Raw genomic sequence first — 12826 nt, 5'->3', positions numbered from 1 at the left:
ACGCTAGGCGCGCTCAGACCCGGCCGGCTTCTCGGATCGTGACCGGTCTGGCCGCCCGGTGCAGGACGCAGCTGGGGATCGACGCCGCGGCGGAGTGGTCACGGGCCCTGTACGCGCTGGGCGTCTCCCCCACCAGGCGCGTGAACCGCGAGCTGAACGAGCCCAGCGAGGAACAGCCCACCGCGAAGCAGGCGTCGGTGACCGACACGTCGCCGCGCCGCAGCAGCGCCTTGGCCCGCTCGATGCGGCGGGTCATGACGTAGTCGTAGGGCGTCTCGCCGAAGGCGGCGCGGAAGCAGCGGGAGAAGTGCCCGGACGACATCAGCGCCTGCCGGGCCAGCACCGCGACGTCGAGGGGTTGCGCGAAGTCGCGGTCGATCCGGTCGCGGACCTGCCGCAGGCGCACCAGGTCCTCGCGCCGCACCGCCACCGTCCCAGTGTGGCCCGCGGGTCGACGGAAGACCACCGTCCCGCCGACCGGTCAGCGTGGTCAGCGTGGTCAGCGCGCGACGGCCTGCCCGGCAGCGTCCAGCGCCGGGGACCGCCCCGTCATCCACGTCGCCAGGGCCTCGCGGTCCAGCAGCTGCACGCCGCTACCGGCGGCCAGGGCGCGAGCCGGACGGGAGTAGGTGCTGGTGGTGACGTAGAGGGCGTGGTCGGCGCGGTGGTGGTGGAAGACGGTGCCCAGGAACCGCTGCAGGTCGGGAGAGCCGACGGCCCGGTCGGTGTAGCGCTTGCACTGCACCACCAGCAGCGACCCGTCGCCGGGGTGGCGGGCGGTGACGTCGGCGCCCAGGTCACCGGAACCACCGGAGACGGTGACCTGGCGCCAGCCGTCACGGCGCAGGAGCCGGGCGACGAGCTGCTCGAAGTCCGCTCCGCTCATCCCGTCGGTGGCAGCGACCTGCTGGTCCAGCCGCGCCTGGCGGGCGGCTCGCCCGCGAGCCCGTCGCCGCAGCACCAGCACCCGCCAGGTGAGCAGCACGACGACGACGGCCCCGGCCAGGGCGAGCACGGGCCACCAGACCGCCAGCCAGGCGCACAGCGCGCGCCCCGTGCCGGCGAGCACCAGGAGGGCGAGGAGGACGAGCTTGGCGGCGTCGTCGCCGTTGCCGGTCGATCGTCCCCAGGTCGAGCGGTTGCGGGCCACAGTGCGGAATCGGTGGAGCAGCGTCGTCGCTGAACGTCCTGTCCTCCGATCGGCTCAGCGCGCACGGGTCCTCTCGGCATTCGTCGTCCCGGCATCGAGACGCACAGCAGTCAGAGCGGTGCGGAGCATCCGGGCAGGGTCGTCAGCCGTGGAGCTGACGAGCCCATGCTCCGAGCCTGTCCTGGACCCCGGACAACTCCCCCTCACCGATGCCGTACTGCTGGGCCCAGCCGGTGACAACTCCTCGTCAGACCTGGCGCCGCGCCGGCACAGCTCGGTTCGGCGGGCTCGTTCGGGTGTCGAAGGCCGTGCTGGCCAGCTGGCGTTCCGTGAGGTCGATCAGGTCCAGCACCTCCGTGGCCAGGTACCCGGTGGTTCTGCGCTTCAGCTGCCGGGCACGCAGGATCCCGGCGGCCGCGAGTTCCTGCACCGCTTCGTTGGCAGCCGGGTAGGACACGCGGAGGACCCGTTCGACCGTCCGCGCCGTCGTGACTGGAGCTTCTGGGAGCAGAGCGAGGAGCCGGGCGGTGGCCGAGTCCGCACGCGGCACCTCGCGCCGACCGCCCACCGTCCGGTGGCGTGCCAGCCTGCCGTCCCAGTCGACGCGCAACTCCTTGACGGCTGCGACGAGGGCGCTGGCCTGCTCGACGGCGACGGCGGCGGCCTCGACGAAGGTGGCGATCCACGACTGCGTTCCCGCGAAGGCTTCCGGACCGTCGGGCGCCCCCTCGTACCGGTAGGCAGTGAGTCCAAGCACGTAGTCGTCCCGCAGCGTCGCCAGGACGAGGCTGATCGGCAGGACCGCCTGCCGCGTCAGCCCGCGGCGCGCCAAGACGGTGTGGACGAGGGCCCGACCCACCCGACCGTTGCCATCCGTGAAGGGGTGGATCGTCTCGAACTGCGCGTGGACCAGAGCGGCCTGGACGAGCGGGGAGTGGTGGGAGCCGTTGAGGTAGTCGAGCAGATCAGTCGTCAGCGGATCCACCGCCTCCGGCGGTGGAGGCACGAACTGAGCGTCCAGGGGGTGCCAGTTCGACCCCCCGATCCAGTTCTGCACCACCCGGATGCCGTGGTGCTCCTCCTCCGGGATGAGACTCGCCTGCAACCGGACGACGTCGTCGGGCGTCACCTCGTCGAGCGCGACGAGCTCGTCCGTGGCGCGGCGAACGATCGTGATGTTCCGAGCGACGAGCTGCGCCTGGTCCCCCACACGCTGCACGTCCTCGGTCTGGGCGAGTTCGGCGACCGCGACGTTCGCGCTCGACGGCGCGATGCCCTCGATCAACGAGCTGGCGACGGCCTCTGAGCGAAGGAGGAAGCGGGCCAGCCCCTCCAGGTCGGTCCCGGCCGGCCCCTCGGCGAGGCCCCGCACAGACCGCTCGACCTGGGCAATGCGTCGTGACAGGTCCGGGTGCACGACAAGAGGGCGACCGCCGAGCGGGTCCGGCAGGTAGGTGCGGTAAGGGCCCGACCGACGGTCTCGGCTGGGCAGGCCCGTCTCATCCCGCGCCGTCCAGAACGCGTCCTCCAAGACAGCCATGCGGAACAACCTTGCATGCCCAATCCCCCGATACAAGGTTGGCTACCCAAACCTTCAGAGGGTCGAGGTTCATGAAAGGATATCTGCCGCTACAGCCACTCCCGCGCCGCCTCGAGCGCCCAGTAGCTGAGGACGATCGACGCGCCGGCCCGCCGCAGCGCCAGCAGCGACTCCAGCGCCACCCGCTCGCGGTCCAGCGCCCCGGCCTGCGCGGCGAACTCGACCATCGCGTACTCCCCCGACACCTGGTAGCTGGCGACGGGGACGTCGGAGACGTCGGCGACGGCGCGCAGCACGTCGAGGTAGGGCAGGCCGGGTTTCACCATGACCATGTCGGCGCCCTCGTCGAGGTCGAGCCGCACCTCGCGCAACGCCTCGGCGACGTTCGCGGCGGGGTCCTGCTGGTAGGTGCGGCGGTCACCCTTGAGCTGGGAGTTCACGGCCTCGCGGAACGGGCCGTAGAACCCGCTCGCGTACTTCACGGCGTAGGCGAACAGCGAGACGTCCTCGAAACCGCTGCCGTCCAGGGCGTTGCGCAGGTACCCGATCTGGCCGTCCATCATCCCGCTGGGCCCCAGCACGTGGGCCCCGGCGCTGGACTGGGCCAGCGCCATCGACGCGTAGCGCTCCAGGGTCGCGTCGTTGTCCACCCGCCCCCGGGAGTCCAGGACCCCGCAGTGGCCGTGGTCGGTGAACTCGTCGAGGCAGAGGTCGGCCATGACCACGAGGTCGTCGCCGACGGCGTCGCGGACGTCCTCGAGCGCGACGTTGAGGATCCCGTCGGGGTCGTCGGCCCCGGACCCCACCGCGTCGAGCTCCTCCGGGACCCCGAACAGCATGATCCCGCCGAGGCCGGCCGCGACGGCGTCCTTCGCCACCGCCACCAGGGACTCGCGCGTGTGCTGCACGACCCCGGGCAGCGTCCGGATCGGCTGCTCCTCGGTGATGCCCTCCCGGACGAACACCGGGAGCACGAGGTCCCCCGGGTGCAGGTGCACGTCCGTCACCAACCGGCGCATCGCCGGGGTGGAGCGGAGACGGCGGGGCCTGATCGGCAACTGCACCACGGGGGAACTCCTAGCTGGTCAGCGCGCCCGACGGCGCGCGGAGGACTTCTTCTGGCTGGGCCGCAGCACCGGCTCGCCGGCCTCGGCGGCCGCCGCCCGCAGACCCTGACCGAAACCGGCCAGCGCCTCGACGAGGGCCTCCGCACTGGGCTCCGGCGCGAGGACGTCGACCCGCAGGCCGTGCTCCTCGGCGGTCTTCGCGGTGGCCGGGCCGATGCAGGCGACGATGGTCGACGGGTGCGGTTTCCCGGCGATCCCGACGAGGTTGCGGACCGTCGAGCTCGACGTGAAGACGACCGCGTCGAACGCGCCGGTCTTGATCGCGTCGCGCACCGGGGCGGCGGGCGGCGCGGCGCGCACCGTCCGGTAGGCGGTGACGTCGTCGACCTCCCAGCCGTTCTCCACCAGACCCGCGACCAGGGTGTCGGTCGCGATGTCCGCACGCGGCAGGAACACCCGGTTGATGGGGTCGAGGACGTCGTCGTAGGGCGGCCAGGACTCCAGCAGCCCGGAGGCGGACTGCTCGTTCTCGGGCATGAGGTCGGGCTCGATCCCCCACTCGCGCAACGCCTCCGCGGTGACGCCACCGACGGCGGCGACCTTGAGGCCGGAGAACGCGCGGGCGTCGAGGCCGTACTCGGTGAACTTCTCCCGCACGGCCTTGACGGCGTTGACGGAGGTGAAGCCGATCCACTCGTAGCGCCCGGTCACCAGACCCTTGACCGCCTTCTCCATCTGCTGCGGGGTGCGCGGCGGTTCGACGGAGATGGTCGGCACGACCTCGGCGGTGGCGCCGTGGTCGGACAGCTTCGAGGTGACCCCGCCGGCCTGTTCCTTGGTGCGCGGCACCAGGACCCGCCAGCCGAAGAGCGGCTTCGTCTCGTACCAGCTGCCCTGCTCGCGCAGCGCGACGACGTCGCCGACGACGGCCGTGGTCGGCGAGCCGTCGAGGGCGGCGGCGGCCCGCTGGAGGTCGCCCAGCGTCGTCGTGGTCGTCGACTGGGTCGTCGTCGTGCCGTGGGAGGTCAGCGCGACCGGCGTCGAGGCCGACCGACCCGCCCCGAGCAGCCCCACCGCGGCGGCGGCGATGTCGTCACCGGTGCCGAGCACGATGACCGTGGCGTCCTTGTCGGCGTGCCGCGACCAGTCGAGCGAGCGGCCCGTCGGGTGCACCACGTTGACGCTGGAGGTGTGGCTGGTGGTCATCGGCATCCCCGCGTAGGCCGGGACGGCGCTGACGGCGGAGACGCCCGGGACGACGTCGAAGGAGACCCCGTTCTTGCGGCAGGCCACGATCTCGTCGGCCAGCCCCGTGAAGGTCGACGGGTCCCCGTCCATCAGCCGCACGACGCGACCACCGGCCTTCGCCGCCTTCACGACGAGCTTGGCCCGCACGGCGCGGGTCAGCGGCTGACCGTCGTCACCGAAACCGGCGTCCAGCACCTCGACCCCGTCGCGGCAGTAGCGGGCGGCGAGGTCCTCGCGGCTGGCCTGGTCGAGCACGACCACGTCGGCCGCGGCGAGGAGGTCGACGGCCCGCACGGTGAGCAGACCCGGATCACCGGGACCCGCGCCCACGAAGGAGACGTGCCCGAGCGCCCTCTCGGCCTTGGTGGCCTTGTCGGAACTCGCACTCCGGCCGGTCCGGCCCGACCTGCCCGACTTCCTGGTGCTGGTCGACTCGGGGGCGTCGTGCCCCTTCTTGGCCACGGTCACCTCGGTGAGCAGGCTCACCTCGGGCGCGTCGGAGGTGACCTCGAGGGCCGCCTCCGGTGCCTGCGCCGGCTCGGCGACCAGGGGGCTGTTCGTCATCGTGCTCACGAGCCACTCTCCGGATCGGGACGTGGACCGTCGACCGGACGGTCCAGGGGGTGGTTCTCCTGGGCTCCGCCGCCCACGGCGACGGGGGTCTGTGCGAGCTCGCGCTCGAGCAGGTCCGCGGCGACCTCGGCCCCGAGGCGGCGAGCCGCCCGGAGATCGGTCACCGACGAGAGGGGGACCGCCCGGCGACGGCGGACGAGGACCCCGGAAGGGTCCTCCGCCGCCACCTGCAGGACGAGGTCGTCGCCGACGGCGACGGCGTGGGCGCCGACCGGGGCCGAGCAACCGGCCTCCAGCGTGGCGAGCACCTGACGTTCGGCGGCCACGGCGAACCGGACCGCGGGCACGTCGAGCGCGGCGAGCGCCTCGACCACCTCGGTGTCCCCGTCGCGGCACTCCACGGCCAGCGCGCCCTGCCCGGGCGCGGGGACGAAGGTGTCGGGTGCGAAGAGCTCGCTCGCCTCGTCGAGGCGGCCGATGCGGGCGAGGCCCGCGGCGGCGAGCACGACGGCGTCGAGCTCCCCGCTGGTGGCGTAGCCGATGCGGGTGTCGATGTTGCCGCGCACGGCGACGACGTCGAGGTCGGGACGCAGCGCCAGCAGCAGGGCCCGCCGGCGCGGCGAGCCGGTGCCGACGCGGGCCCCGGCGGGGAGGTCGGCGAGGGTGCGTCCGGCGGCGACGAGGACGTCGCGGGGGTCCTCGCGCTCGGGGACGGCACCCAGCGCGAGCCCGGCGGCGTCGGCCGTGGGCAGGTCCTTGAGGGAGTGCACGGCCAGGTCGACCTCGTCCGCGAGGAGCGCGTCGCGCAGCGCCGAGACGAAGACGCCGGAGCCGCCGATCTGGGCCAGCGGGGCGCGGTTGACGTCACCGTGGGTGGTGATCTCCACCAGTTCGACCTCGAACCCGTTGCGGCGCAGCGCGTCGGCGACCCAGGTGCTCTGGGTCCGGGCCAGCGCGCTGCGGCGGGTGCCCAGGCGCAGTCGGCGGGTCACGAGACGTGGCTCACGGCGTCGGCGACCGTCCCGGACAGCGGCGCGTCACCGGGCAGGGCGCTCGGGTCCTGGGCGACCTCGAGGTCGAAGAGCGTCCGCAGCGCGGCGGCGTAGCCGACCCCGCCGGGGGCCTCGGCGAGCTCCTTCACACGGACCGTGGGGGTGTGCAGCAGCTTCTCCACGATGCGGTGCACCGCGCGGTCGACCTCGGCGCGGGTCGTGTCGTCGAGCTCGACGCGGCTGCCGAGCCGGCGCATCTCGACCTCGACGACGTGGCGGGCCTGGGCCCGCAGCGCGACGACGGTCGGGGCGACGTCGGCGGCCCGCAGGTGGGCCGCGTGGGCGGCGACCTCCTCGGCGACGATGGCCCGCACCGAGCGCAGGTCCTCGGCGACGGCCGAACTGGCGAGGTCGGCGCCGAGGCCCTCGAGGTCGACGAGGTGCGCCCCGCGCAGGGTCGCGACCTCCGGGTCGACGTCGCGGGGCAGGGCCAGGTCGGCCAGGAAGATCGGGCGTTCCGGGCGGTCGAGCAGGGCGCTGGCCACGGTCGCGACGTCCAGGACGTGCCCGACGGCCCCCGTGCAGCTGACGACGAGGTCGGCCGCGGCCACCTGCGCGCGCAGGTCGTCGAGCCCGACGGCGACCCCGCCGATCGCGGCGGCGAGGCGCTGGGCGCGGTCCGGGGTGCGGTTGGCGACGACGACGTCGAGGCCGGCCCGGGCCAGCGTCGTCGCGACGAGGGCGCTCATCGCGCCGGCACCGACGACGAGGGCGCGCTTGCCGGGGAGGTCCCCGACGACACCGGCGGCGCGGGTGGTCGTGGCGTCGACGAGCGAGGCGCCCGCGGCGTCCAGCCCGGTCTCGGAGTGGGCCCGCTTGCCGACCCGCAACGCGTTCTGCAGCAACCGGTCCAGCGTCCCGCCGGCCAGCCCGCGCTGGTGCAGGTCGCGCAGGGCCAGGCGCAGCTGACCGAGGATCTGGCTCTCACCGACGGCCATCGAGTCCAGGCCGCAGGCGACGCGGAAGAGGTGCTCGACGCCGGCGTCCTCGTAGTGCACGTAGAGCTGTTCGCCGAGCTCCTCGAACCCGAGGCCGATGCGGCGGCACAGGGCGTCACCGACGTCGGCGACCCCGCCGTGGAAGCGCGTCACGTCGCAGTACAGCTCGACGCGGTTGCAGGTGGAGAGGACGAAGGCCTCCTCCACGTGCGGGGACGCCAGCAGCGACTCGACGATCTGCTCGGCGGAGCCGGCACCCGCGGCGGCGCGCTCGAGGACCTCCAGGGAGGCGGTGCGGTGGGAGAGGCCCACGACCATCAGCGCCACTCAGACCACCTCCCCGACGCGTTCGCCCGCGAGCGTCATCTCGAGGGTGGGGACGGGACTGGGGGCGGGGGTTGCGGCGGGGGCGGCGAAGCGCGCGGCCCGCCGCTGGGCGTGGAAGGCGAGGATCTGGAGCTCCGAGGCGAGGTCGACCTTGCGCACGTCGACGTCGGCGGGGACGCGCAGCACGGTGGGGGCGAAGTTCAGCACGCTCGTGACACCCGCGGCGACGAGCCGGTCGCAGACGACCTGCGCGTGCTCGACGGGGACGGCGAGGACTCCGATGGTGGGTTCCCCGGCGCGCAGCACCGAGGGCAGCTCGTCCAGCGGACGGACCGCGAGGCCGCTGACGACCTCGCCCACGACGTGGGGCCCGTCGTCGAAGAGCCCGACGACGCGGAACCCGCGGGAGGCGAAACCGCCGTAACCGGCGAGGGCGTGGCCCAGGTTGCCGATGCCGACGATGACGACGTTCCAGCTGGTCGTCTGCCCGAGGTGGTCGGCGATCTGGGCGTGGAGCTGCTCGACGTCGTAGCCGACGCCGCGGGTGCCGTAGCTGCCGAGGTGGGAGAGGTCCTTGCGCAGCTTGGCCGAACCGACGCCGACGGCCTCGGCCAGCGCCTCCGAGGACACCGTCCGCAGACCTGCCTCGGCGAGCGTCGACAGTGCCCGCAGGTACTGCGGCAGGCGCGCCACGGTCGCTTCGGGAACGTCGACCGTCCCCACCTCGTCCTCGTCCACAGCGGTCAGACCCGCACCCTCGTACGCGAAGCTCCCGGCCCCGGGAAGAACCCCGGAACCGCTGGTCGTGCGCCAGAAGACTAGGCTCTTGTGAAGCCTTGCACAAAGTCGTAGCCGCCCGGCGTGACGAGCGCCACGTCGCTCCTGAGCTGGGACGACACAGGAAGGGTTGCCTTCCTTCCGGCGCCGCTCAGCGGCCGCGACGCCACCACCGTCGTCCCGCCAGCGCCTCGCGCAGACGGTGCTCGTCGAGGCGGCCGAAGTCCCGTTCGACCCCGTCCAGCAGCACGACGGGCACCTTGTCGGAGTAGCGCCGCAACAGCTCCGCGTCGGCGTCGACGTCGACCTCGGTCCAGGTCGTCCCCGTCGCCGCCGCCACCGCCGCGACGACCCCACGACCCTCGTCGCACAGGTGGCAGCCCACCCGCGAGACGAGCACCAGTCGCGCCTCCTGCTGCGACTCCTGCTGTGACCGCTGCTGTGACTCCGGGTTGCCCACCACTCACTCCTGACCGGTCCCGACCTGGACGCCGGGCCTACGATGCCGAACGTGCCTGCCGCCGACGCGTCCACCCCGCTGGTCGACGCACGCGTGGTGCAGGCGGCCTTCTTCGACCTCGACAACACCATGGTGCGGGGCGCGTCGCTGTTCTACTTCGCCCGCGGCCTCGCCGCGCGGGGGTTCTTCTCCCGCCGCGAGGTGCAGCGCTTCGCCCGCCGCGCGCTGCACTACGCGGTGCGCGGCGAGAACCTCGGCCACCTCGTGGAGATCCGCGACCTCGCCCTGGCCTTCGTCGCCGGTCACGAGACCGCGACCATCCGCCGGATCGGCGAGGACGTCTACGAGGAGCACGTCGAGTCCAAGGTCCGCGCGGGCACCCAGGAACTCGCCCGCCGCCACCTCGCCGCGGGAGCGCCGGTGTGGCTGGTCACGGCCGCCCCCGTCGAGATGGCCGAGGTGATCGCCCGCCGCCTCGGGCTGACCGGCGCGCTCGGCACCGTCGCCGAGTCCGTGGCGGGCGTCTACACCGGCAAGCTCGTCGGTGAACCGCTGCACGGTCAGGCCAAGGCCGACGCGGTGCGCGCCCTGGCCGCCTCCGCCGGGTTCGACCTGACCCGCTGCGCGGCCTACTCCGACTCCGCCAACGACCTGCCGCTGCTCTCGCTGGTCGGCTCCCCCGTCGTCGTCAACCCGGACCGGACGCTGCGCCGGCACGCCGCCGCGCACGGGTGGCCCGTGCACGAGTTCCGCCAGTGGCGCCACGCCGTGCGCTGGAGCGCCCGCGCCGGTGCCGTCGGCGTCGGCACGCTCGCCGTCGTCTCCCTGCTCCGCCGCCGCTGACCCGACTTCGGAGTGTGACGCAGGTCACGCCGTGGTGGGCTCAAGGTCCCCCGGCCCGGGACCGAGGAGTCCGCGTGACCCCACTCCGCGCACGCGCCGTGAAGGTCGCCGTCGCGACCGCCGTGACCGCCCTCACCGCCGGTTCCGCCGCCCTGGTCGTCACCCTCGACACCCCGTCGGCCTCCGCCGCCACCGTCCTGTGCGACACCTACGCCAAGACCACGACGGCCGACGGGCGCTACACGATCCAGAACAACCGCTGGGGCACCTCGGCCCAGCAGTGCATCGAACCCAGCGCCACCGGTTTCGCCGTCACCACCGCCGACGGCTCCACCTCGACCTCGGGCGCCCCCAAGAGCTACCCGTCGATCTACTGGGGCTGCCACTACGCCGTCTGCACGCCCGGCTTCGACCCCGTCCAGGCCTCCTCGCCCGCGTTCTCGACCCTGCGAACCGCCGTCTCGATGACCTACCCCACGACGGGCGAGTGGGACGCGGGCTACGACCTGTGGTTCGACTCGACCGCCCGCCGCGACGGGCAGAACACCGGCGCCGAGGTCATGGTCTGGGCGAACCACGCCGGTCGCCCGCAACCCATCGGCGCCAAGGTGGGCACCGTGGCGCTCGCGGGCGCCAGCTGGGACGTCTGGTTCGGCAACACCGGCTGGAACGTCGTCTCCTACGTCCGCACGACCGGTACGGCCTCCCTCGACTTCGCCCTCGGCACCTTCTACGACGACGCCGTGCAGCGCGGCTACGCGCAGCGCTCCTGGTACCTCACGAGCGTCCAGGCCGGCTTCGAGCCGTGGGTCGGCGGCGCCGGGCTCGCCGTCACGGACTTCTCCGCCGGACCCGCGGGCGGTGTCCCGGCGCCCACCGCGACGCCCACCGCGACGACCCCGGTGACGCCGAAGCCCCCCACGACGACGACTGCCACCCCGACGCCCGCGGTGACCCGCTCCACCCGTCCGGTCTCCGGTCGCCCGGTCTGCAGCGTCACGGCGCGCACCGAGAACGCCTGGAACTCCGGTGCCGTGCAGACGGTCACCGTCGCCAACGGCCCGACCGGTCGCACCGACTGGTCGACGGCCGTCACGCTGCCCGCCGGCGCCACGGTCACGAACCTCTGGAACGGCACCTGGACCCAGTCCGGGCGCACGCTGAGCGTCCGCAACGCGAGCTGGAACGGGGCGCTCGCCGCGGGCGCCACGACGAGCTACGGCTACCAGCTGGCGAGCTCCACCAGCCCCGCGACGCCGACCGCGCTCAGCTGCAGCTGACCGGTCCGGACCAGGCGCTCACGACGCGAAGACGACCACGTTGTCCCGGTAGTGACCCACGCTGCGGTCGAAGGACCCGCCGCAGGTGATGAGCCGCAGGACCGGGCCCGGGGCGGGGCCGTAGACGGCCGCCGTGGGGAACCGGTCCTTCGGGTACTGCTCGACCCCGTCCACGGAGAACGACCGCCGCTGCCCGTCCGCGCCGGTGACGACGACCTCGTCGCCGGCGACGAGGTCACGCAGCCGGAAGAAGGGCGCCGGACCACTGGTGCTGTCCACGTGCCCCGCGATGATCGCCGGCCCCGTGGCGCCGGGGGCGGCGCTCCCCGTGAACCACCCGACCTGCTGGTAGTCCACCGGGACCTCCAGCGAACCGTCCGGGTTCACGCCCAGCCGGATGAGCGGGACGTCCACCCCGGCGGCGGGGACCTCGAGGTGCACGGGGACCTCACCGGCCGCGACGGCGCGCCCGGGGTCACCGACCGCGGGCACGGGCGCGCTCTCGGGCGCCGTGGCCGAGGACGGGCCGCCCGGGGACGGGACCGTCGCCGTGGCCGACGCCGTGCCCGTCGCGGTGGAACCCGGAGCGCCGGTCGGGGCGGGAGCACCCGGTCCCGTGGAGCAGCCCGCGACCCAGACGGCGGCGGGCAGCAGCAGGAGGGACCGTCGACGCAGGACGCGGCCGGTCACGACGAGCGCGTGGTCCTCGCGCGACGCACGGCGAGCACGCCGAGTCCCCCGAGCACGATCATCGCGAGGATCCACGGGCCGGGCGAGGACTCGGTGTCGAGGCCACCGGCCGTACCGCCGCCGCCGGTCTGCGCGCCACCCACGGGCATCGTCGCCGCGCCCGCGGCGTCGGTGACGACCTGCACGCCGAGGCCGCCGGTCCCGTCGACGACCGCGAGGGTGTAGACGCCGCCCGCGGTCAGGTCGACCTTCGTGGTGGCCGGCGCGACACCGTTCGCGACCGCCTGCAGGGTCCACGTCCCGGCGGGGACGCTGGTGTAGCTGGTCGGCTGACCGAACACGGCGTCCTGGGCGATGACCGGCCCGTCGACGGCGCTCACCGTCACCTGGGCCGCGGTCGAGGCCGCCGGCAGCAGGCGGACGTTGACCGTCCCGGGCGCGGGCGGGGTCAGGTCGTCCTGCAGGGTCGCCAGCCGGGGCGAGGTGAGGGAACCCAGGCCCGCGAGGGTGTAGGCGGCGCCGGCCTTGGCGGTGAGGGTGCTGGAGAGGACCGGGGACGAGGTCGGCGCGGCGCCGGCCGGGCGCAGCTCCACGGTGTAGTCGCCGGGTGCGAGCCGCTGGTAGGGCGCGACGTCGCCGTAGCCGGCGTCGGCGGCCAGGACCACGGTGTCGCCCCCGGCGGTGGGCCGGGCGCTGACCTGCATCGCCTCGAGACCCGGGACCAGGTGGGCGGCGCGCACCCAGGCGTCACCGGGGACGACGGCCGCGGCGGCTCCCCGCGCGGACAGCAGGACCACCAGGAGGACGGCCAGCACCACGCCGATCACCGTCGACACGCGGCCTTGCGGGTGGACACGGCGGGAACGGACCAGCACGGGGGA

At 74.0% G+C, this 12826-nt stretch carries 13 protein-coding genes; 2 read left to right on the top strand and 11 right to left on the bottom strand.

What is annotated here, in order from left to right:
- Window positions 1-13: 13 nt before the first annotated feature.
- The 9 genes from ACFQ46_RS06445 to ACFQ46_RS06405 form a co-directional block, all read right to left on the bottom strand.
- Window positions 14-424: a helix-turn-helix transcriptional regulator gene (locus ACFQ46_RS06445; protein WP_328296258.1), complete on the bottom strand. Its 411-nt coding sequence runs from the start codon at window positions 422-424 to the stop codon at window positions 14-16.
- A 75-nt stretch (window positions 425-499) separates the two neighbouring features.
- Window positions 500-1150 (bottom strand): restriction endonuclease, encoded by a 651-nt coding sequence (locus ACFQ46_RS06440; protein WP_380258271.1) that lies wholly within the window; start codon window positions 1148-1150, stop codon window positions 500-502.
- Window positions 1151-1397: 247 nt separating this feature from the next.
- Complete coding sequence (locus ACFQ46_RS06435) at window positions 1398-2690, bottom strand: Fic family protein (RefSeq protein ID WP_380258269.1); 1293 nt, start codon at window positions 2688-2690, stop codon at window positions 1398-1400.
- 89 nt (window positions 2691-2779) lie between these two features.
- The gene (hemB, locus tag ACFQ46_RS06430; protein ID WP_380258267.1) at window positions 2780-3757 is read right to left on the bottom strand and encodes a porphobilinogen synthase; all 978 of its coding nucleotides are present in this window, start codon (window positions 3755-3757) and stop codon (window positions 2780-2782) included.
- 18 nt (window positions 3758-3775) lie between these two features.
- Window positions 3776-5569: a uroporphyrinogen-III synthase gene (locus ACFQ46_RS06425; protein WP_380258457.1), complete on the bottom strand. Its 1794-nt coding sequence runs from the start codon at window positions 5567-5569 to the stop codon at window positions 3776-3778.
- A gap of 5 nt (window positions 5570-5574) precedes the next feature.
- Entirely contained in the window at window positions 5575-6570 is a 996-nt protein-coding gene (gene hemC / locus ACFQ46_RS06420) for a hydroxymethylbilane synthase (protein WP_380258265.1), read from the bottom strand.
- Window positions 6567-7895: a glutamyl-tRNA reductase gene (locus tag ACFQ46_RS06415; protein ID WP_380258263.1), complete on the bottom strand. Its 1329-nt coding sequence runs from the start codon at window positions 7893-7895 to the stop codon at window positions 6567-6569. The genes hemC and ACFQ46_RS06415 overlap by 4 nt, the downstream gene beginning before the upstream one ends.
- Entirely contained in the window at window positions 7896-8633 is a 738-nt protein-coding gene (locus ACFQ46_RS06410; protein WP_380258261.1) for a redox-sensing transcriptional repressor Rex, read from the bottom strand.
- Window positions 8634-8823: 190 nt separating this feature from the next.
- A complete protein-coding gene (locus ACFQ46_RS06405) occupies window positions 8824-9132 on the bottom strand; it encodes a glutaredoxin family protein (protein ID WP_380258259.1) in 309 nt (102 codons plus the stop codon).
- A gap of 42 nt (window positions 9133-9174) precedes the next feature.
- Between ACFQ46_RS06405 and ACFQ46_RS06400 the strand changes: the two genes are divergently transcribed.
- On the top strand, window positions 9175-9975 hold the full coding sequence (locus tag ACFQ46_RS06400) for an HAD family hydrolase (RefSeq protein WP_380258257.1): 801 nt from the start codon (window positions 9175-9177) through the stop codon (window positions 9973-9975).
- 74 nt (window positions 9976-10049) lie between these two features.
- Complete coding sequence (locus tag ACFQ46_RS06395; RefSeq protein WP_380258255.1) at window positions 10050-11255, top strand: cellulose binding domain-containing protein; 1206 nt, start codon at window positions 10050-10052, stop codon at window positions 11253-11255.
- An 18-nt stretch (window positions 11256-11273) separates the two neighbouring features.
- Here the strand turns inward: ACFQ46_RS06395 and ACFQ46_RS06390 are convergent, their stop codons facing one another.
- Window positions 11274-11945, bottom strand: coding sequence for a class F sortase (locus ACFQ46_RS06390; protein WP_380258253.1), 672 nt, complete (start codon window positions 11943-11945; stop codon window positions 11274-11276).
- The gene (locus ACFQ46_RS06385) at window positions 11942-12820 is read right to left on the bottom strand and encodes a DUF4397 domain-containing protein (RefSeq protein WP_380258252.1); all 879 of its coding nucleotides are present in this window, start codon (window positions 12818-12820) and stop codon (window positions 11942-11944) included. The genes ACFQ46_RS06390 and ACFQ46_RS06385 overlap by 4 nt, the downstream gene beginning before the upstream one ends.
- Between the last annotated feature and the right edge of the window lie 6 nt (window positions 12821-12826).

The organism is Kineococcus sp. GCM10028916, assembly GCF_042674865.1.
Classification (GTDB): domain Bacteria; phylum Actinomycetota; class Actinomycetes; order Actinomycetales; family Kineococcaceae; genus Kineococcus.
Note: the sequence above shows the minus strand (reverse complement) of the source record. Positions and strands in the feature narration are given on the sequence as shown.